The sequence below is a fragment of the Pedobacter sp. genome (assembly GCF_035566355.1).
Classification (GTDB): Bacteria; Bacteroidota; Bacteroidia; order Sphingobacteriales; family Sphingobacteriaceae; genus Pedobacter.
In genome coordinates, this window is record NZ_DATMRL010000217.1 from 1 (window position 1) to 20,866 (window position 20,866).

A 20,866-nucleotide genomic window follows, 5' to 3' on the forward strand; every position below is an offset into this window, starting at 1 on the left:
CATAAGCCGTTGTAGGGTAGGCTTTTTCCATTTTACGCACTATAGTGGACGCGTAAAGGCTTAATGCCTTTTTTTGTTCTGCCGTTGGTGCTTTGCTTCCACTGGCTTTGGTCAGTTCTGTTAGCCATTCTGTTTTATTCAAGCTGGCCAGCTTTCTGATGTCTTCTGGTTTGCTGATTTTCCTTGATTTCATCAAATGAGGGATGATTTCGTTGCCAAAACCAAATAACTGCCCCATGGCAATACTGGTCTTTACATCTGCAGCCCGGGTATTACTGGAAAAAAAGGCCGGATTGGTTACTTTGTCAAAGAAGGCATTGAGGTCGTTCCTGTTTTCCTTAAATAGTTTTTTGACTTCCTGTACTTTGCCATCCAGCAGGAAACGGCCAACAGTGCTGAGGATCTTTTCTGTATGTTGCTCTGTGCTGTATTTTTCTGCTCTTTTTTTAAAGCTTTGGAGCAGTTCCAGGTTTCTTTTGAAGCGTTTTTCCAGGGAGGGATTAACAATCTGGTCTTTTATGGCTGTTTTTACCGCTTGACTGAGGGTATCGGTCTCTTTCAATGCAGCTTCCAGCAGCAAAGGTTCCGCAGGGCTCTGCAAGCCAATGGAAAGTCGGATCGGGAGGTTCTGCGATGGATCACTGAGCAATAAGGTGTTTTCGCGCAGCAAAGCATAGAAGAAATCCGGGTCTATTTTGGAAATGGCCTGGATTCTGTGTGCCAGGATCAGGTGTTCGATCTTTTCGGGTTTGATCCCGATTTCTTTGGACAGAAAGCTGACATCCTGGTAGTCGGTGCTTTCCTGAAGATCGGCAATAGCGAGGTTTGCCGCCAGGTAAGTGACTTCTTTCAGCAGTTCATCAAATTCGATCAGGCGGTCTTGAATAGGTTCCTGTAGCGCAACATCGATCACTTCGCTTGGGGAGGCATTGAAGCGAACTTTGTTTAGCGGGGAGGCATAGACCAGGACCCTTTTCTTAGGGGTGTAGACTTTCAATGCCAGGTCTGCGGTACGGAGATTGGGGCCGCTGAGTTGGCTTTGCTGCCAGCTGGTTTTGTACTGGCCGTTTTTATTGGTGCTGGTTTCTGCTAAAAGCACGCCTGAACGCAGGTTCTGATCGTAGATTTCGACCACCAGGTTTTCTATAGGTTTGCCGGTGAAGTCTGTTATTCTGCCTAAAACGAAATTAGGTTTTTGATGTTGATTGGTGTTCATGACTTTATATTTTAAATAGGTTTATGGTGTTGGTGCTGGTGGTAATGCTGGTGGGGGTGGCGCAGGTGTATATACCCGCTGTCCGAACAGGCCTTTGAAAGCCCCGTCAAGGCCCCAGCCTCTTGGCCAGGTCACACTTTCCGGTGGTACAAGGAAGGCTTCTCCGCTGGCAAATGGTGCCCGGATATTGGTTGGATTGGGATCCCATTTGAAAGAGAAGAAATAGTTGAGCCGACTTGGAGATCCTGGCATTATCCAGTCGCCTGGCCTTAGTCCTGGTCGTCCCCATCTGGAGATCGGTACAAAATCAGACAATGGCGTGGTGGTGGTTTGGGTTACCGATGCGGGTACCCGGTGTATGGGACCAGTCGTTTCTATTGTGCTCAGTGCAGTGTCTATTTCTGCTTCAGACAAGCCGGCAAAAGGGTTGGGTCTTGGAGGTGGTTCCGCAGGTAGGCCAGGTCTTCCCCCTGCAGCCCCCAATGCACCCATGCCTGCAGAAACCACCATCGTAAACACGACATTTTTAGCGCTTTCTGCATGGGTGTCCCCAAAGGTGGCGTAGTGGAAACATTCTATGATTCCGACAGTATAGTTGAGTATGGAAGTGCCGTAGTCTCCCCGGTCCCAGGCCCGCACGGCAACGGTTGCCCGTACCGTGGCATAACTCAGGGAAGTGCTCCGGATAAAAGGATCTGTATGGTTGAGTTCGACATTATCGATTAATGCACCTACAGAAGTGTCAGAATAATTGTCTGCTTCTGCGGCCTGCCATAAACTGTTGGTGATGTCTGCTGCAGTGGGTTCTGCAGGAGGTGGCGGTGGCGGCGGCGGAGGGGGCGGTGGTGGTGGTGCAGCATGGGAAACCGGAGGACCAACCGCCCTTCTTCTGACACTTACCCTTGGCGGTGTAGCCGGAGAAGGTGGTTCTATCTCAGGGGAAGATTGAATCGGGCAAGCATCTGCATGGCAGGTCGCGGTTTCTTCGTCCCAAACCCCGCAGGTTTCTCCATCTTTTCCAGTCGGATCCAGTTGCATAATAGGGTTGTTTTTGACATAGGCATAGCAGTTTATACCGCCCTGGATACCGATCGGGTCGCAACTGAGCCATCTGCCCAACCAGGGGAGATAGTACCTTGAACCATGATAACCGAAACCTGTTTCTTCATCCCGTTCCATACCCGTGTAGCGGTAACGCTTGGCCGCTGCTTTGATTGTGCTGCTGTTGGCCTGAAAAGCGGTGGTGCCAAAAGGATGGTATTCTTCGTAGCTGATCACTTCAGCGGCATCACTGAGTTCTAAAGCCGCAGAACCAAGGTGGTTGTGGAGCTGGTAGCGGATCAGTTGTTTTTCGGTGCCATCGTTGATGTCGTTACGGGTGTCGATCAGTACAAAGCGGTGTTGTTGGTCCATGATGCTGAGGCTAACCCGCTCCAGGCCCGCGCTGGTGCCGCTGTAATTCTTGTAGCGTTCGTAACTACCAATATAGATCCGTTCTTCTTTGACGGAAGGTGTAGCTCCGGCGCTGGCGCTGTTTTCGGTGATTTTGCGGAGGCGCTGGCCCTGAGCATCGTATTGATACCAGGTGGTTTCTGCAGTTCCGTTTGCCGGATTTACTTTTTGCTGAATGGTACTGATGAGTTCTTCTTTGAAGTTCCAGCTGATGGCATCCAGGTTAGGCATATTTAAGATAAAGCCATGTTTTGGATGTATGGTATAGCTGTAAGTGGTACTACCTATTTTGGTGTTATTTAGTCGGTTATTGGTTTTTTCATATTCGTAGTTTCTGGTCCAGTTATTTCCGGCGGCAAGTTGCGCCATTTGCAGGATATTGCCCACCTGATCATATTGATAGCTCTGGGTATAAGACCGTATGGCCATAGGATCGCCTGGATGGAGTTGCTGGATAAAGGCTTTGTCATTCCAGTTGTCCTTGGTGTCGTAATTTAAGGCAGCCTTGTTTTCGCGTCCGGTGGCCTGGATGAGGCGGTACAGGGCATCGTAGGTATATTGTGATACGCCGTCTGTTTTCTCATTGGCGAAAAAGGTTTCGGTAATGTTTTTGTCTTCGATATGGGTTACATTTCCTGTGGGATCGAAAGTATAATACCAATCCTGCAATGGATCATTGTTGAGCCTTTTGGATTCCAGCCGATTGAGGCGGAAGGTTTGGGTGTCGTAATAAAAACGGGTGATGACATTATTGCCGTAAATGATCTTATTACGCTGACCTTTTTCATTGTAGTCAATGTCTTTGATGTAGGGTATTTTTATGGCCGATCCGGGTTCCTGGACCGATTGGCTCTGAAGCAGGCCCGTGCGGTTATAGGTGGGGCTGGAGATGCTTCCGTCTGGTGCGGTTTGCTGGGTGATTCTTCCTAAAGCATCGGTTTCTATTTTGTAGGTAAATTCTTTGGTTTCCAAATCGTTGAAAAGATTGGAGTCGGTCCAGTTCGCTACGGTTTTATAGGATTTGAATAGTTGTCTGGTGGTTTCTATGGCCTTGCCTTTGAAATCATATTCCGGAGTCCATACCACACCGCCGGTATCGTAATGTTTGACCATTTTGCCCCGTAGGTTTTTGCTTTCCGGGCTGGGTTCGTTTTCGCCATAAAAGATCCTTTCGAAAATATGGTTGAGGGGCTGTGGACCATCTCCGCCAAGGACCTGGCTGTAAAGTGGTCTTTGAAGAACATCATAGAAATAGCAGAATTCATGGTTCCGTTCGTCCCAGGTGCGTAAAGGGCTGCCTAAACAATTGGACAGGAGCCAGCGTTGCCCGGCATCCATGCTGTTCTGGTATACTTTGTGGCCCAGCATATCGTATTTATACTGCATCACCAGATTGCCTTTGCTGCCATTTTCCGGTAACTCCCTGGCATCGGTAATGCTGCGCAGATTGCCTTCTACATCTAATTTGACCTTGGTGTTGTAGAATTCGTCGGCATTGGTTTGTGAATTCCGGTTGTGTTCTATAGAAAGTACAGGCCTTCCAAGCGTATCGAAATGGAGAATATTTGGTGTGTTGGCATGTAAAGCGGCTTGGTCTGCTGCTTCTTTTTCTTTGATAGGGTCTTTGCCCTGGGCGATCAGCAGGCCATCGATCAGGTGGTTGGTTCTGTTGGTGTACCAGGGTGAATCCAGGATGGTATCGCAGGTATCATAAATGCTTTGTTTCCAGGTGGAGAATTCTACCCTGGAAAAGGTTTCATCGGGCATGGTGGTTTTGACCAGTCGCCCAAGCGGATCATAGTGCATGAGTAGACTGACACCGTTTTCTACCAGTTCAGCCGCGTCTTCGTAGTGCCAGGTGAGGGAAAAATAAGGCTCGTATTGCTTAACCGGATTGCCTTTATTGTTGAGGACAGTGCGGCCGTTTCCAATCCAGCGGAAAGGTTCTGCCTGTACTTTTCTCATCACTGTGCTGCCTATGCCGCTGCTGTATTCCAGGCTGATTTGTACAGGGGAATCGGGGTTGTTTTTGAAATGTTGTTCTCTTAGTATCGTGGCGACGACGGTCGGTTTACCTGTGTTTTTGTAGGTGTCAAAATCATAGACGAAACAGGATGTGGCATGGTGCAGCAGTATTTTTGCGGTATTGGTCAGTTGTAATCCGTCTGCGGCATTGAAGAACTGGTTGATCAGGATGTTTTCTGCAGGATTGCTGAATTCGGTTAAGCCACTGAGCTCATCGGCTTCTGTGCCTTTTCCGTAGATAGCAGTTGCTTTGACCAGGCAGAGTTCGTCGGTAATCACTTCAGATAGGTTTTGATTGGCATCGCGCAGGCGTTCTGGAGTTAAACTGCGGAAATTGAAACGTTCTGCAGAAGTGGTATTGCCTAATGCGTCTGTGGTTTGGTCTATGAGCAGGTTATAATTGCCATAATAACGGACCTTGGTGATGGCGCCATAGGGGTCTGTATAGGAAATGGGCCTGTAAAAGCGGTTTGCTGCAGTTGTTTGGTCCTCTGCTCCAGTGATGTACTGTGTGGTTCCCGATTGGATCCACCAGTTGTTGTCGCCTTCGCTGTGGGTAAATTTGCCTTCTGTGAGCAGGGCATCAGTTGCTTTAATGCCAAAAATATCGGTCAACAGGTCAGGTGTAAAGGCAAGCTGGTAACTTTCGTAGCCTATGGCCAGGGATTCGAGCTGGTGCAGCGGGAGTGGACCACTGAGGTCATTTTTGTAATAGGTGCTGCGTACGTGTTCAATACACCGTTTTTGAGGGCTGGCCGGAGTGTTGTCTATTTGTGTATAAGGAATTTCCGTGGCGAGGTTGAGGATATTATTGAAATCGCTTAAGGTAAAGTAAGGGGTGGTTTTGCTTAGCCCTTTTAGTTCGAATGTTTGGCTTTCTGTTTGTAAAGCTAAACGGTAGTTGTTGGTTTTGTTAATGCTGTTACTGAATTGGTTAAGCGTATAAAGGATGTGTGTTTTGTTCTGCTCGTCCTGGGTTTCCACGGGTAAGCTCGCATCGCTAATTTTCCGGGGATAAACGACACTTGCTGATTCGAGGATATTGCCATATTCATCCAGTTTGATGTTGAGTTTGTGGCTGATCCTGGGATCGTCGGTTGCCCGTTCATAGGCATAGGAGATGGATTCGCTTTCTTTGGAAATGAAAACGGCATATTTGTTTTGTCCTTTGGGTTGCAGCATTTCAAGAACTACGTTGTGGGTGGTTACTGAATAGGGACTGAGCTGTTGCCGGATCTGATCATTATCGGGCATATTTAGTGGTGCATCTAATGCAAAGACTTCTGTACGGAGCCCCATGCTTTTACAGGTTCTTAGGGCCTGGCACCATTCTTCTCCGCTCAGATGATCAAGGAAACCAGGGTCTATGCCTGGCCCAGGCAAAATAGGAGCATCGGGCAACAGGCTTTCGTGATTGGCCACTGTAAAACCTTGTCTGGCCATTTCTTCGTACCAGTATTCGCGGGCAAATTGGTTCAGTATGTTGTCTTTCTGAAGGAAAGCGCCAGTATGGAACCAGTTTTTGGTATAGACGGGTGGTTGGTTATAATCCAGTTCTTCGAGTTGTTCGGTATCTGTTTGTTCCACCATGCCAAAGCCCCGGAATTCTTGTTCGGGGTGGTCGTAATAACCATGGTGGTATTTGTAGCTGCTGGTGAATCTGTAGCCGGTAATTTTATCGAGGGTTTCTGTTCTGGAAACGCAATGTACCGGAAAATGCAGTTTAGTGATCCAGGGCCGGCCATTGAGTTTATCTTCAATGTAAAACCGGGTAGAGGGCGTGTATTCTATAGTTACTTCTTTACCCAGGTTGTTTTTATAGCCGATGAGCAGGTGCGGTTTTTTGCTGTTCATCAGGTCGATATAGCGCAAGGGTGTATTGTTATATTGGGGCAGGTTGCTGGACCAAACGATACAGGAAAGGCCGTTGCCGAGTAAATCAGTTACGGTGATATTGGCCTGGTTGTGGATCTCCGGGAAGGTGTTTGTTTCAAAAGGAACATTGTTGAAGCTATTGCCGCTGAGGTTCATCCAGCAACTGAACTTGTTTCTGCCAAGGTAGATGAGGTCTGTGGTTCCGGAGCCGTCCAGGTCGGCCAGTTTGATGTAAATCGGGTTAAAGGCGTCCGGAAAGTCGAGGAACGGGGCGTTGTCCATGGTAACTTTGGCTCCGAATTGGCCGTATCCCAGGTTGGGCCAGTAGCAGACTTCGCCGTTCCTGATCCTTACAATGTCGGTCATTCCATCGCCAGACATATCGGCCAGGAAGATGGTTTGAAGCGGATCATAGAACAGAATGGCCGGGCCCGCTTCTTCGTCGGTAGCTCTGATGGTCCTCTTTGAGGTATCGTAACCGTCTTTGCCCAGGGATTCATACCAGGTGAACACATTGTCTTCGGTGATCAGCAGGTCTGGTTTTCCGTCGCCGTTCAAATCGATCATGCGCATGTTGAGGTCATCCAGATTGATGTTGAGGCTGTTGAGAAAGTTTTGGAAGGGCTGCCACTGGTCCTGATCGTCGAGTTCGAAATAACCAGAAGGCTGACTGCCCATGCTGACGATTTGTTTGTGACCATCTGCGTCCAGGTCTGCGATTTGAAGGGCTTTACCCAGACCGGTAAAAGAGGGTTTGGGGCTGATGAGCGTGGCGTTTTCGAACTGGCCCTTGCCCAGACTGTGTTTATAGTACCATCCTGTAGCTTGTTCGGTGAGCATGCCGGAGAGGCCTTCGTTAAAGAGGTCTGTAAACTGGTAATTCTGGTCCAGACCCGCTGGGGCATGGGTCAGTTCTTCCATCGTAATGTCTTGCACTTCTGTGCTCCAGTCATGTTGCTGGTAGTCAAACTCGGTAGAAGGGAGGTTTTTACTGCTGTAACTGCCGTCTGCTTTTTTGATGTATCCCCGGGCAGTTGCGGTTTTCAGATAGGTAAAATCCCGTTGGCTGCTGGTATCGTATTGCAGGTCCATGGATTTGACCAGGGCAGATCCCCCAGGGAGTTCGTCGAAGTAGTGGAACAGGAGGACTCTTTTGCAGAGCCTGGTGGTTCGGAGTTCAAATCCGGGCTTGTAGGTTGAAAAACTATCGGCCCGGTAGTCCCAGTTGTTTGTTTTTTGGTAGTTGGTATCGTATTCTCCGTAGTCGAAAATGGTCTGGAACAGATAGTCTGTTTCTGGTGGATAGTTGTCGTTGAGTTTTTTATAGGGTGTTTTATTGCCGTAGAGTACCTTTGCGAGATACATATTGGTATAGGTGATCTGGCCGTTTTTAAAGCGGTTTTTATTGGGCAGCTGGTTTTTGTCGAAGCCGTTGGCGTCTTCTGGTTTATATTGGTAGTGGCAGCAATTGCCTTTGTCGTCAAAACTGAATTCGGGCAGCCACTGATAGATCTTGTGTGGGTTTTGTGGATCTTTAATAACGCTGTTGCTGCTCCAGCCATAGAGAACTGTATTGTTGTTTTTGTTCATCACCCGCCATTTGAAAGTACCGGTCGTTTTCTCCATCCAGCGCTCTATTCTGGCGAACAGGCCTTCAATTCTGGGGCGGTAAAAGCGGATTCGGTACAGACCGTCCGGAGAATCCTGTTCCTTGTAGACATAGGTGCCCTTTAGATCTTTCGAAAAGCTCTGGTCGGCTTCCCGCTGGAATTCGGGAACCAGGTCTTCTGCGTCAGATAATAGAAAAGTATCCGAATCTTGCGGATCGAGGTATTGCGGCAAACCTTTGTCTGTTTTCCTCTTGATGGAGGATAGGCTTATGTCCCATCCAAGGCCAAAAGGGCTGTTTCCTGCACCGGAACTGTAGGACAGTGACAGGCTGGGCGCCATTCCCCTTGCTGCGCCGACCGGAAGTTCTATGCCAAAAGACGAGGTGCCATTCGCTGCATTGACGGTGAATTTTTCATCAATGCCTTTTAGAGCCCCTCCGCCTTTAGGGAGATTGATAGAAGGGATTTCGATCGTGTTAGACTTGGTTTTACCGCCTTCGGTGTTTAGAAACTGATCGGAGGAGTTTTTTTTTGATTCGCTGTCCATAGGTTTCATGTTAATAATGAGTGATTTAGCTAATCAAATTTGGTGTTTTTATGCTTTTGTTTGCCAGAGTGTATCTACGTGTTTTGCGCAGGTATTAATACTCGAATTTGCCGTTATGAACTATAGAACTTTTTTCAAAAATATCTTCAATTGCCTTTGGTGTAGTCGTATTGTAGATGCACAGCATCACCCCGTAGACATAATGTAGTAGGTGAATATTTGGAAAGAGGTCTGTCTTAATTTGAAATTTGTGAAGGCAATATTGCCAGTGTTTTTCAAATTAAAAAAGCTATGAACAACAAAACATTATCTATAGTATCTTACATCACTCTTATTGGCTGGCTGATCGCTTATTTTTCAGGTAAGGAAAAAGCCGATTCATTATTGAAGTATCATTTAAGGCAGGCTTTAGGTTTAGCCATCGTGAGTATCATTTTCAACCTGGCATTAAATGCAATATTACTTGCCGCACCCAGTCTTTCTTTTCTTGGTTTTGCTGGCTGGGCTATTTTGGTGTTTTGGATACTGGGTATGATTAATGCTTCTAATGGCGCAGAAAAACCTGTGCCGGTTTTTGGCAAGGCCTTTGAAAATCAGTTTGCCTTCATTGGTTAATAGGCTTAGATGAATACGACCCCTATGATCACAATAATCAAACATCACAATATTAGATCAAAAGAATGAAAAAAGGATGGATGATATTCTGGATGCTGTATGCCCTGTTTTTTGCAGTGCCATTTCCTATGATCATGTATTATTCGATTAATAATGAACAGGATCTCCGAAGTCTTCAAGATAAATCACCTTGGTTTGCTTTAACGCTAGTTGTTCTGTCGATTATATTTTGGTTAATTGTTTTGACTGGTTTTTTGAGAAAATGGGTATTAAAGATTCTGAGCGCTAAAAATAATATAGAAAAGCTTAAAAAAGAGGGGGGAGTCCGCGAAGCTAAGATCATAACCTCGACCATGCTTTCCAAACCAGGCGGAAGTTATGATACTTATGAACTTCAATTGTCTTTTAAGAATCTTTCAGGCACGGAGATTAAACAGCGAGCAAAAGTGAATGATACTAAGTCCTATGAACGTCGTTTTGAAGTGGGTAAAACGGTAGAGCTCAAGATTGATAAAGACCTACAACATATTCCTTATTTTGTTTTTTCCAGTTCTGAAGTGCAGGTGAAGAAGACTTCTGTTATTTTGAGCGTATTGGGCTGGTTGCTTGTTGTTGTTTTGGTGGCGGGGTATTATGTGTTTTCTTATCAGCACGAAAGCTATGGAATGGGCTGGCGTTTTATGAGTATAGGTCACCCTTTACTGGTTTGCCCGGCCGTGTTTCTGTTTTACAAAGGCTTGTTAGCGCTCATTCTTAATATTAGTATGGAATTTAGAAGGGCAATTCGTCTTAAGTTTAAAGGAAAAAGAGCGACGGCAAAAATTGTTAGCGTACGTCAAACAGGTGTATTTATTAATGAACAGCCCAGAGTGGAGTTTAATCTGGAATACACGGATGATCAAGGGCGGTTTCATAAACAGAATTTAAAAAAAGTGATCAATCTACTCGAGTTGGATATCACCAAACAAAAATATATTGATATCTTCTATTTGGATGAAGCTCCGGATCAAATTGCCATAGCAAGTGATCTGGATGAAATAAACCCTGTATTATGAGAAAATGGAGCATGTTTGTACTATGGATTTTTGCATTTTTGAGTTGCCGGCAAATTTCAAAAAGCATCGATGAAACTCTAAATCCTGTCGATTCGATTGCAGATAAACAGAAGCCGGTCACTAACGTTAGTACTACAACAAGTACAACTCATTCTATAGTGCACCGGGAGGGAGAAAATATTGGTTTTCTGAAGGATTCAGTTAACCTTCTGCGGGCGGAGGTTTTATTGAAAAAACTGCCTCAATATACAGGTAAAGAAATATATGTTTACTCCAGTGCTTCTTTTTTTGATGATGGGCGAATCTTTATTGCACTTCAGCATCCTACAAATCCAAAATATGTAGACAATTATCAATATGAAAAGGGCAAGTGGACGGGTCCTAAGCCTGAGCAGTTGTCAGTAAAGGACGATATTAAGGATAGATTGGTACCGCTTTCGCTGATGAAATTTGTAAATGTGGCCAGAGTATGCCGGAACTACAATGAGAAAGCTTCGGAAATTGAGGGTGTAAAGCCGATAACTCATATTTATTTTAATGTCTGGAAGAACAGAATACAATGGTTTCCGAACAGTATTTCTGGAAGCCGTGAGCGTTATTCTATAGAATTTAATACCGACGGAACTTTAAAGAGTTTTAAGCAGGTGTGATCTGTTAACAGAACGGTACTTTATTGAAGAGAGCCGCTAATGTTAAGTTAGCGGCTCCAGTGTTTTTAATGGTAATTATTTTTTTTCCAGATTGACTGAAACTCTTGTTCCATCCAGGAAGAAATTTAGTTTTTTAGGTTGCGTGCCTGCTGGGAGATTAAATTTCCACTCGGCCTGGCCCGTAGATTCTGGTTCTGGATTGGATGTGCCCGTTGAACCTGAAGAAGGAATTGAAGTGGAATTATCAAGTTCCAATCTGGCATCGCTGGATTGTACAGAAAAGAATATCTTGTTGTCTAACTTGCTTTTATTGGTGATAGATAAATTGAGCGTTAATTCTGAACCAGTAGATTTACCTTCAGCATCCTGAAGGCTAATATTTTTGGCTGCCGTAACTTTAACGAGTGCTTCACTGTTCTTTCCCAAAATAGCACTATCTGGAACTGCTTTAAATTCCGTACTTGCCGGTGCATTTTCTTTTGGAGGACTTACTGTCGAGGTGGTTTCAGTTTTAGTCATTGTAGAATCGGCGCCCTGAGCCTTCTTGGATGAGTTTCCACAAGAAGAGATAACTGCTGTACCAAGTAACAGCAGGGATAATTTTGAAACTTGTCTAATCATTTTAAGTAGATTTTTAGGTATTTATTATTCTAAATTAATATTAATTCTGCAGATTTTCAGGTTAAAACAAATCATAAAGAGCGTAGTTTAGTGAAACATGAAATAAGATTGTATAGAATTAGGTATCTTTGATTTATCTAATTCCTTTAAAAAATGGTCCAGCAAATTGCGATTGGCGATTTTCTAAGTTTATACGCTTCAATTCCTCTTGTCGATGTACGTACACCTGCTGAATTTTTACATGGACATATTCCGGATGCTTTTAGTATTCCTCTGTTTACCAATGAAGAAAGGGTTTCAGTGGGCACAACATATAAACAGATTGGACGTGAGCAGGCCATTTTACTCGGTTTTGATCTGACAGGAAATAAATGGTCTGGCTTTATTCAGGAGGCTTTAAAGATTGCTCCGGAGAAAAAAATTGCGGTTCATTGCTGGCGCGGGGGAATGAGAAGCGGAGCCATGGCATGGGCATTGGGCCTTTATGGATTTGAAGTATATGTTATTATTGGTGGCTATAAAAGTTACAGGAGATGGGCGCATAAACAATTTGAAAAAGAATACGATCTGAAGATTTTGGGTGGTATGACGGGTTCAAATAAAACCAATATATTGCATCAGCTCAAGAGTTTAAATGAGCAGGTGATAGACCTTGAGGATCTTGCGCAACACCAGGGCTCTTCTTATGGCACGATGAACCATATGGTTCAGCCCAGTCAGGAACAGTTTGAGAATAACTTTGCTTTTGAGCTTTCGCTTCTGGAGACCCGGAAACAAATATGGGTGGAAGACGAGAGTTTAACGATCGGAAAGCGGTGTATACCCAAACCTTTCTGGAATCAAATGAGAAGTTCGCAGTTGATTAACTTGCAAGTGCCATTGGAACAGCGCATTCAAAAGCTGGCACTGGAATATGGGCAACTGGATAAAGATTTTCTGGTGGAATGCACTGAAAGGATACATAAGCGGCTTGGCCCGGAACAAACTAAACATGCTGTTCAAGCTATCCGAGAAAGCCGGATGGAGGATTTTGTAAGGTTGGTATTGGTTTATTACGATAAAACTTATCGTACCGGCTTGGGTAAAAGGGATGTGGTGCGGGTATTTTCACTGGCTTTAGGACAAGATGTTCCGGAAGTCAATGCAAGAAAGATACTGGCATTTACAAAAAGCATTGATATTAAAAAAGCTGTATAAGGAAATAAAAATGGATTTAAACGATATAAAACTTACACAATACTCTCATGGAGCGGGTTGCGGCTGTAAAATAAGCCCCTCGGTTTTGGATAAAATATTACATAGTGCTGTTCCGGCAGTACCGGATGCCCGATTACTGGTGGGTAACGATAAAAGGGATGATGCGGCGGTACTGGATTTAGGAAATGGCACAGCGCTGATATCTACTACAGATTTCTTTATGCCTATTGTAGATGATCCTTATGACTTTGGGCGTATTGCTTCGGCAAATGCCATTAGTGATGTATATGCCATGGGAGGAAAACCTGTGCTGGCTATTGCGATTCTGGGTTGGCCGATTGAAAAGATTGCTCCGGAAGTGGCGCAGAAAGTACTGGAAGGCGCGAGGTCCATTTGTGCAGAAGCCGGAATTACACTGGCAGGAGGACACAGTATCGATTGTCCGGAGCCTGTATTTGGACTGGCTGTTAACGGCATGTTAAATATAAATGATCTGAAGCAGAATTCTACGGCTACTGCCGGCTGTAGATTGTATTTGACAAAGGCATTAGGTGTTGGTATCCTGTCTACCGCCCAAAAGAAAGGGATACTTCGCCTGGAGGATGCAGCAATAGCGCTTAAAAGTATGGTTACTCTAAACCAATCAGGTGAACTTTTTGGCCGAATGAAGAGTGTTAAAGCCATGACCGATGTGACCGGGTTTGGTTTGCTGGGCCACCTTGCAGAAATGTGCGAAGGAAGCGGCTTATCGGCTGTAATAGAGTTTGATAAAGTGCCGGTGATTTCTTCTCTTCCTTTTTACCTTAGTCAAAACTGTTTTCCGGGAGGAACTCAGCGCAATTGGAACAGTTATGGGGAGAAAATTGGTGTTCTTAATGAGCTGCAAAAATTCATTCTTGCTGATCCTCAAACCAGCGGTGGCTTATTGGTGGCGGTAGAAGAAGAGGGGCGTCTGGAATTTGAGGAGTTGCTGGAGGAACTTGGATTACCTGCTGTTTCATTTGGCTGGCTTGAAGCGTTTGATGAAAATAAACTAATCAGCATCGCTCCGTAGGCGGTTTTCTGCAGATAATTTTATAGATTGCATGGGCAAACATTTATAGTTTAGGATTAATTAATGATAAGAATAACAATGAAAAGATCTGTTTTAACTCTGTTGGTGATTTTGAGTACAGTAATTTTGGCTGGGGCGCAACAAAAGTTGCCTACAGCAACTGAAATGGCAACAAAAAGCATAGAAGCCTTAGATAAAAAGGTAAAACTCAATCCAACCCAAAAGAACGTGATTTATAATTACATGGTGGATATGTGTAAAGATCAGCTGGATCTTTCAAAAAAACAACAGGCTGGTACTGCAGGGGAAGATGACATTACGCGCTTTTATAAAGGCCAGAATGCTACGAATGCCAGCATCAGGAATATTCTGAAAGGGGATCAACAGGCACAGTATGATGAGTTTCTGGAAGAACAGGCGCGTGGTGGACAGAAAAAGAAGAAAAAAGGAAAACACGATAAAGAAGAGGAGGAAGTGGTAACAGGTATTTCCGGGTTAAAATTGCCTAACAACTAATTATATGGTTGTCGGACTGGGTGATCATATTCCCACTACGATGTATGGCGATGAAATATTGAAAATATTTCTGTCTGTACTGTGTGGTAGTATCCTTGGTCTGGAACGGGAGATCAGAGGTAAGTCTGCTGGCTTCAGGACGCTTGCCCTGATCTGTTTTGGTTCAACAATTTTTACCATTTGTTCCTATCTTTTAGGTGTAGAAGATAACCGGGACCGTATCGCAGCCAATATCATTACTGGCGTTGGCTTTCTTGGGGCCGGTGTTATTTTTAGAAATACTTTTAGTGTTTCTGGTATTACTACGGCGGCATCTATATGGATTGCGGCTGCTCTGGGTATGTTTATTGGTATTGGTGAATTTTTACTGGCTGGTATTTCCCTCGTACTTTCTATATTCATATTGTTTGTAATGGATTACATCCAGTTTTGGATAGATGATCGCTTTCAGCACCGGGACTACAGACTGGTTTTTAAAGATAAGGCGGCTTTGGGGCCACTTCGAGCCCAGGTAAAGGGTTTGAAACTGCAAGCCCGGTTTATCCGGACATCCAGGTCTGATGAACAGGTTATTGTAGAATCTCAGGCTTCTGGAAAGGGCGAAAAATTAGATGCGTTTAATGATTGGTTGCTGGAACAGGAATCTATCCAGTCCTTTAACTGGTAAATCGATAGGGCTATGGAAAACATCATTGACAGAATTTCAAAGTTTAATGCCGGATTGCTTCCAGACAAGATTCAATTGAAATATAAGGGGATGGCAGAAAGCGCTTTTCGCTTCTTTAGAGGAACTTGCCATCTCTTTTATGAGGATCTTAGTAAGGCAAAAGGATTTCCTTCTTCGCCTCTGGGATGGATTTGTGGTGACCTGCACCTGGAGAATTTTGGAAGTTTCAAAGGAAATAACAGACTGGTTTATTTTGATCTGAACGATTTTGACGAATCGATGCTGAGTCCTGTGAACTGGGAATTGGCAAGGGTTTTAACCAGTATTTATATTGCATTTGATGCTCTTAAATTAGATAAAGCAGCAGCCCATAAAATGGCTGCTATTTTTTTGGATAAGTATATTGAAGTATTGGGTTCTGGCAAAGCCTATTATATGGATCCAAGAACAGCAGATGGCGTGGTGAGTTATTTCCTGAACAGTGTAAGGAAGCGTACCGAGAGAGAACTGCTGAAAAAGGTGGCCAATATTGATGGAAAGAAAATTACCATAAAGATAGATAATGTGCTGCATTTTAAATTGGAGCCAGGTTTAAAAAAGGAACTGATGATGCATATCGCTGACTGGTTGAAAAATACATCTGCCTGGCCCAATAAATATGAAGTTGCCGATGCTGCATTTCGGGTAGCGGGCACAGGCAGCATTGGTCTTAAGCGTTACATGTTCCTGTTGCAAGGGAAAAAGAATAAAGATAAATTTTTGCTGGTAGAACTTAAGCAGGGAACCCGGTCATCTCTTGCCCCCTATAATTCTATTGCTCAGCCCATATGGACTTCGGAGGCAGAACGTATGATCATGACTAAATATAGAATGCAAAACATATCACCTGCCTTGCTGAGTACAAGCGTTTTTAAGGGAAATACCTACGTACTTCAGGAAATGCAGCCTACAGCGGATAAAATCAATTTAATGCTGTTAGCGAAAGACCTCAAAGCATTTAAAAGTGTACTAAAAGATATGGCAATTTTGACTGCTTCAGCACAATTGCGCAGCAGTGGGATTCAGGGTTCGGCAATCAACGATGATTTAAGGGCTTTCGCTGCAAGGGGGAAGGATTGGAGAAAGCAGGTATCCGATTATGCAAGTGGTTACGCCAATCAGGTAAAAAGAGATTATAAAGAATATATAGCTGGTTATCAGCAATTGATTAAAACAACTTAAAACAATTATAATAATTAGATGAAACACGGACTTTTAATAGACATGGATGGCGTTATTTATAGCGGTGAAACTTTAATTGAGGGGGCAGATAAATTTATCGCCGACTTGCTTAAAAACGATATTCCATTTACTTTTATGACGAACAACAGCCAGCGTACCCGGCTTGATGTGGTTCGGAAATTGAAATTGCTTGGTATTGAGGTAACAGAGAATCATGTATATACCAGTGCCATGGCAACGGGAAAGTTTCTGGGCGACCAGGGGAAGAATGGTACAGCATATGTATTGGGAGAGGGTGGTTTGTTAACCAGCTTACATGAAAATGGGATTAGCCTGGTGAACAGTGATCCTGAATTTGTAGTGTTAGGTGAGGGTAGAAATTTTACCTTGGAAATGGTGCAGCGTGCTGTAGATATGATTTTAGCTGGTGCAAAATTTATTACCACCAACCGTGATCCTTCGCCTAAAAAACCTGGATGGAATAATTTGGGTATTGCCGCTACAACAGCGATGATTGAGGAGGCCACAGGCCGCAAAGCTTTTGTTATTGGAAAACCAAGTCCGGTAATGATGCGGTCTGCAAGAAAATATTTAGGCTTGGAAACTGCCGAGACTACAGTGGTAGGAGATACCATGGAAACAGATATTCAGGGTGGTATTCAAATGGGCTATAAAACCATCCTGGTATTATCTGGCATTGCACAAAAAGAACATTTAAGTCAATATGCCTTTAAGCCGGATTTAATTGTAAGTTCTGTTGATCAGATTGAGTATCCGTTAAAGTGGTGGTAAATACCACCACTTTTTAATAATCGTTTTTTAATGATCGTCGTCGTGTTTCTTCCATTTATCTTTTCCATGGCCACGATCATTTCCTTTGTCTTTATCTTTCCACTTTCCGTTGCCTCGGTCGTCTGAATAATATTTTTTAGCTTGTCCCGGAGGCATTCCGTGTGGATGTCCTTTCACAACATAATATCTTGGATCGTCACTGTATTTGATGATCTTCTGATTACGGACTTTCTTATATTTTGCGTATCTGACTCTGTCATTGTCAAAGTTACGATAGGGGTCTCTTCCGTTAACAACCACTTTATAGCCATTGTAAAGATCATATCCTCTGTATCTGGAAGGAAGTGATGCAGAGAAAATCCATCTGGAACCTTCACGATAAATAAACTGCCGGTCTGGAACATTATAGTAACTTTCAATTTCGGGCAGGTAATAGTAATCTACATGGTCATAGCCAACAGGTCCCCACAGCGGTTGAGATCCTATATTCACATTGACGCTAATTTGTGCAGATGCATGGTAAGGCAGTACGGCAACCAGGCCAAACAAACCTAATAATAATAGCTTTTTCATCTTTTCTGTTTCATTTGTTGTGTCAACGACCATACGATCGTTTCTTTACTTATCGAAAAATGATGCCAAACTCTTTTTTTCGCTGCCGTTACGAATTGTATTCCTCTTTTTGGCGTAAAAATTGAGGTTTGGCAGCAAACTATCTACTGAAACGCTATGGCAAAAACAGAATGGGTAATTGAACCCAACCAATTAACGATCTATCCGGCAAGGATTGTACGATTATTGTCCCTTATTTATTTTATCGGATTTACACTGTTGTTTGTTTTTCTTTACACCAGTAATGTTATCCCGGGTAGGGACATACTATATATTTCTGTGGGGTTCATTTTTTTTGTATGTATCATTTTATTTATTGCTGGTGGACGTAAAATTGTTTTTGATGGCAGTACTCAGACCATGTACAGCAATGTTTTTGGGATGAACGTAAAATCTATTGGCTTTGATGAGCTGGCTGCGGTTACTCCTTACAATACGATGGGTGCTGTGAGTTACAGGGCATTTACTAAGGCTAACCGTCATGGAAAAGGGGTAGTTGTCTCTGCTGGTTATTCTAAGCAGAGTAATAAGAATCTGCTTGCTTTTATTGATGAGGTTCTGCCTAAAATTAATGAACTGGTTTTTTCTCAGCAACCAGCTGAGATTAAGGAAGTGATTCTGGAATTTGAATTTTTTAAGGAAGAGTCAGGCGTGTATACCGTAAAGGATACGAAAACTGCGAATATGGTTCTTGGGGTTTTAATGATTGCTCTGACTGGCTTTATACTGACTATACCAGATTTCATGAGTAATGATGAAGGTTTTAAAAGGATACTCACCACCTATTTTCCCTTGGTTATTGGTTTGGTTCTGATCAATACTTTTTTTTCTTCTATTCGTTTTGATAAAGATCAGCGCCAGATCATTTGCACTACTCTTGGTGGAGCAATCACCCGTATCTATTCTTTCGATGATTTTATTCGTTTTCAGATTATACGGAAAACCACCAATTTCATTTATGCTGGTACCGAAGTAAAGGCACTTGTTGAAATTGCCGGAAAAGGTAAAACCCGAGAGATTTTATTGAGACATTTTAGAGGAACCAAGAAGATAGAACGTTTTATAGATGAAGCCAATACAATAATGGGAATTCTATAGATAGAACTGCAGTGAGGAAAAGCCAATATGGCTTACAATTCAGAATATAAGTGATGCCAATTTCAGAATGATGATGCTTTAATTTAAGCATGAAAAAGCTATCCTTATTGCTATGTTTGTTCACTGTTTATCTTTTTTCAACTGCACAAACAGCTCCTAAGCCCTATGGTCCATTACCTTCCAAAGGTCAGTTACAATGGCACGAAATGGAAATGTATTGCCTGATTCATTTCGGAGCCAATACTTATCTTGATCATGAGTGGGGTTATGGCGATGAAGATCCCAAATTGGTGAATCCAACACTATTTGATGCCAAACAAATTGTAGGTGCGGCAAAAGCAGGTGGTTTCAAAGGAATCATTGTTGTTGCTAAACATCATGATGGTTTATGCTTATGGCCAACAAAAACAACTGATCATAATATCTCTCAAAGCCCCTGGAGAAATGGTAAAGGGGATATGATCAAAGAATATCAGCTTGCTTGTGACGCTCTTGGGCTTAAACTTGGTGTTTATTGTTCTCCCTGGGATAGGAATAATTCAAATTATGGAAAGCCGGAATACCTGGAGATTTATCGCAATCAGTTGAAAGAATTATACACCAACTATGGTCCCTTGTTTACTTCCTGGCATGACGGTGCAAACGGTGGCAATGGTTATTATGGTGGCGCTCGTGAGATCAGGAACATTGACCGCACTACTTATTATGACTGGGAGAATACCTGGGCTATTACCCGTAAAATGCAGCCAAATGCGGTGCTGTTTGGAGATGTCGGGCCAGATACCCGATGGGTAGGTAATGAAATGGGGCATGCAGGGGAAACTTGCTGGGCAACTTACACGCCTGTTGCTCCGGATGAAGGACGTAAACCCGCAAACGGTTATGTGAAATCCGAGCTGGGAACTGAAGGTACCCGCAATGGAAAATATTGGATTCCGGCAGAGTGTGATGTGCCTTTAAGACCCGGGTGGTTTTATCATGCTGCTCAGGATCCGCAGGTGAAAACCTCTGCCGAACTTTTGGATCTGTATTTTCAAAGTGTAGGTCGTGGCGCAGCACTGGATTTAGGATTATCGCCTGATAAGCGCGGCTTACTGGCTGATGTGGATGTGGCTTCCTTAAAAAGATTTGGCAATTTGCTAAAACAGATTTTTTCGGTTAACCTGGCTCTAGGTGCCGAACTTAAGGCTTCTAACATTAGGGGAAATAACCGCGCTAAATATGGTCCTCAGTTTTTGCTGGATAAGGACAGGTATTCTTATTGGGCTACCGATGATCAGATCACTAAGCCTGAATTGATACTCACGCTTTCCGGACAGAAAACCTTTAATATTATTCAATTAAGGGAAAATATTAAACTGGGGCAGAGAATAGAAGGGGTGGCTATAGATATAATGGATGCTAAGGGGGCATGGAAAGAGATCGGAACTGCCACAAGTATAGGGTCTAACAGATTGATCAGACTGAATAATAAAGTAACTGCTAAAATAGTGAGACTCAGGATTACTGGATCTCCGGTTTGCATTGCACTGAGTGATTTTGGTCTTTTTAAAGAACCGGAACATTTAAGAGCTCCTGAAATCATGCGGGCAAAATCCGGAATAGTAACGATAACTTCTGCTTATCGTAAATCGCCTGTACATTATACCTTAGATGGTTCGGAGCCTGTATTGTCTTCTCCTGTTTATACCAAACCTTTTCTTCTTGCAAAAGGTGGAACTATTAAAGCCAGAAATCTGTCAGCTGGTCTTTGGGGAGATATAGAGACTAAAATTTTTGGAATAGGAAAAGTGGATTGGAAGGTACTTGGAACATCTGATGCCAGCCATCCGGAATATGCTATTGATGAAAATGAAAAGACCAATTGGAATACCTTATCGCCAGCATTACTTAAGGATTTGCCCTACGAGGTAGCAGTTGATATGGGGAAAGAAGAACTGATTAAAGCATTTACGTATTTGCCGCGTCAGGATCATATCGACGAGGGGCTAATTGGTCAGTATCTGGTTTCCATAAGTGACGACGGAGTAAATTGGAGAGAAG

Annotated in this window: 15 protein-coding genes; 11 read left to right on the forward strand and 4 right to left on the reverse strand. The window is 43.5% G+C overall.

Translation table 11 applies throughout. The annotated features are described in order from the left end of the window. The coding region (locus tag VNZ46_RS08290) for a carboxypeptidase-like regulatory domain-containing protein (protein WP_325559613.1) at positions 1 to 1,216 on the reverse strand (1,216 nt) is incomplete at its 3' end. Between the two features lie 21 nt (positions 1,217 to 1,237). Continuing rightward, positions 1,238 to 8,725, reverse strand: coding sequence for a SpvB/TcaC N-terminal domain-containing protein (locus tag VNZ46_RS08295; RefSeq protein ID WP_325559614.1), 7,488 nt, complete (start codon positions 8,723 to 8,725; stop codon positions 1,238 to 1,240). Between the two features lie 291 nt (positions 8,726 to 9,016). Here VNZ46_RS08295 and VNZ46_RS08300 point away from each other — a divergent pair, with 291 nt between their 5' ends. The 3 genes from VNZ46_RS08300 to VNZ46_RS08310 all read left to right on the forward strand — a co-directional run bounded on the left by VNZ46_RS08300 (position 9,017) and on the right by VNZ46_RS08310 (position 11,045). Next, the gene (locus VNZ46_RS08300; RefSeq protein ID WP_325559615.1) at positions 9,017 to 9,340 is read left to right on the forward strand and encodes a DUF4870 domain-containing protein; all 324 of its coding nucleotides are present in this window, start codon (positions 9,017 to 9,019) and stop codon (positions 9,338 to 9,340) included. Positions 9,341 to 9,405: 65 nt separating this feature from the next. Further along, positions 9,406 to 10,395, forward strand: a complete 990-nt coding sequence (locus VNZ46_RS08305; RefSeq protein WP_325559616.1) for a hypothetical protein — start codon at positions 9,406 to 9,408, stop codon at positions 10,393 to 10,395. Beyond that, positions 10,392 to 11,045: a hypothetical protein gene (locus VNZ46_RS08310; protein WP_325559617.1), complete on the forward strand. Its 654-nt coding sequence runs from the start codon at positions 10,392 to 10,394 to the stop codon at positions 11,043 to 11,045. Before VNZ46_RS08305 ends, VNZ46_RS08310 begins: the two co-directional genes overlap by 4 nt. A gap of 75 nt (positions 11,046 to 11,120) precedes the next feature. On the opposite strand, the gene VNZ46_RS08315 is transcribed toward VNZ46_RS08310, so the two are convergent. Continuing rightward, a complete protein-coding gene (locus tag VNZ46_RS08315; RefSeq protein ID WP_325559618.1) occupies positions 11,121 to 11,666 on the reverse strand; it encodes a hypothetical protein in 546 nt (181 codons plus the stop codon). A 153-nt stretch (positions 11,667 to 11,819) separates the two neighbouring features. Between VNZ46_RS08315 and mnmH the strand changes: the two genes are divergently transcribed. The 6 genes from mnmH to VNZ46_RS08345 all read left to right on the forward strand — a co-directional run bounded on the left by mnmH (position 11,820) and on the right by VNZ46_RS08345 (position 17,113). Beyond that, positions 11,820 to 12,863 (forward strand): tRNA 2-selenouridine(34) synthase MnmH, encoded by a 1,044-nt coding sequence (gene mnmH, locus VNZ46_RS08320; RefSeq protein ID WP_325559620.1) that lies wholly within the window; start codon positions 11,820 to 11,822, stop codon positions 12,861 to 12,863. A 10-nt stretch (positions 12,864 to 12,873) separates the two neighbouring features. After that, positions 12,874 to 13,917, forward strand: coding sequence for a selenide, water dikinase SelD (gene selD / locus VNZ46_RS08325; RefSeq protein WP_325559621.1), 1,044 nt, complete (start codon positions 12,874 to 12,876; stop codon positions 13,915 to 13,917). A gap of 78 nt (positions 13,918 to 13,995) precedes the next feature. Next, a complete protein-coding gene (locus tag VNZ46_RS08330; protein WP_325559623.1) occupies positions 13,996 to 14,433 on the forward strand; it encodes a hypothetical protein in 438 nt (145 codons plus the stop codon). A gap of 4 nt (positions 14,434 to 14,437) precedes the next feature. Continuing rightward, on the forward strand, positions 14,438 to 15,100 hold the full coding sequence (locus VNZ46_RS08335) for an MgtC/SapB family protein (RefSeq protein ID WP_325559625.1): 663 nt from the start codon (positions 14,438 to 14,440) through the stop codon (positions 15,098 to 15,100). Between the two features lie 12 nt (positions 15,101 to 15,112). Continuing rightward, positions 15,113 to 16,321, forward strand: coding sequence for a DUF2252 domain-containing protein (locus VNZ46_RS08340; protein ID WP_325559626.1), 1,209 nt, complete (start codon positions 15,113 to 15,115; stop codon positions 16,319 to 16,321). Between the two features lie 18 nt (positions 16,322 to 16,339). Then, entirely contained in the window at positions 16,340 to 17,113 is a 774-nt protein-coding gene (locus VNZ46_RS08345; RefSeq protein ID WP_133779586.1) for an HAD-IIA family hydrolase, read from the forward strand. Positions 17,114 to 17,140: 27 nt separating this feature from the next. Here the strand turns inward: VNZ46_RS08345 and VNZ46_RS08350 are convergent, their stop codons facing one another. Continuing rightward, positions 17,141 to 17,686 carry a hypothetical protein gene (locus VNZ46_RS08350; protein WP_325559629.1) on the reverse strand — a complete coding sequence of 182 codons (546 nt, stop codon included), beginning with the start codon at positions 17,684 to 17,686 and terminating at the stop codon, positions 17,141 to 17,143. A gap of 156 nt (positions 17,687 to 17,842) precedes the next feature. Between VNZ46_RS08350 and VNZ46_RS08355 the strand changes: the two genes are divergently transcribed. Together VNZ46_RS08355 and VNZ46_RS08360 are read left to right on the forward strand one after the other, a co-directional pair. Further along, positions 17,843 to 18,823, forward strand: coding sequence for a hypothetical protein (locus tag VNZ46_RS08355; RefSeq protein ID WP_325559630.1), 981 nt, complete (start codon positions 17,843 to 17,845; stop codon positions 18,821 to 18,823). Positions 18,824 to 18,912: 89 nt separating this feature from the next. Continuing rightward, the coding region (locus VNZ46_RS08360) for an alpha-L-fucosidase (protein WP_325559632.1) at positions 18,913 to 20,866 on the forward strand (1,954 nt) is incomplete at its 3' end.

Bases quoted from the DNA above. Each gene is read 5' to 3' on its own strand.
- VNZ46_RS08295 (WP_325559614.1), bottom strand. From the start codon at position 8,725: ATGGACAGCGAATCAAAAAAAAACTCCTCCGATCAGTTTCTAAACACC.
- VNZ46_RS08300 (WP_325559615.1), top strand. From the start codon at position 9,017: ATGAACAACAAAACATTATCTATAGTATCTTACATCACTCTTATTGGC.
- VNZ46_RS08305 (WP_325559616.1), top strand. From the start codon at position 9,406: ATGAAAAAAGGATGGATGATATTCTGGATGCTGTATGCCCTGTTTTTT.
- VNZ46_RS08310 (WP_325559617.1), top strand. From the start codon at position 10,392: ATGAGAAAATGGAGCATGTTTGTACTATGGATTTTTGCATTTTTGAGT.
- VNZ46_RS08315 (WP_325559618.1), bottom strand. From the start codon at position 11,666: ATGATTAGACAAGTTTCAAAATTATCCCTGCTGTTACTTGGTACAGCA.
- mnmH (WP_325559620.1), top strand. From the start codon at position 11,820: ATGGTCCAGCAAATTGCGATTGGCGATTTTCTAAGTTTATACGCTTCA.
- selD (WP_325559621.1), top strand. From the start codon at position 12,874: ATGGATTTAAACGATATAAAACTTACACAATACTCTCATGGAGCGGGT.
- VNZ46_RS08330 (WP_325559623.1), top strand. From the start codon at position 13,996: ATGAAAAGATCTGTTTTAACTCTGTTGGTGATTTTGAGTACAGTAATT.
- VNZ46_RS08335 (WP_325559625.1), top strand. From the start codon at position 14,438: ATGGTTGTCGGACTGGGTGATCATATTCCCACTACGATGTATGGCGAT.
- VNZ46_RS08340 (WP_325559626.1), top strand. From the start codon at position 15,113: ATGGAAAACATCATTGACAGAATTTCAAAGTTTAATGCCGGATTGCTT.
- VNZ46_RS08345 (WP_133779586.1), top strand. From the start codon at position 16,340: ATGAAACACGGACTTTTAATAGACATGGATGGCGTTATTTATAGCGGT.
- VNZ46_RS08350 (WP_325559629.1), bottom strand. From the start codon at position 17,686: ATGAAAAAGCTATTATTATTAGGTTTGTTTGGCCTGGTTGCCGTACTG.
- VNZ46_RS08355 (WP_325559630.1), top strand. From the start codon at position 17,843: ATGGCAAAAACAGAATGGGTAATTGAACCCAACCAATTAACGATCTAT.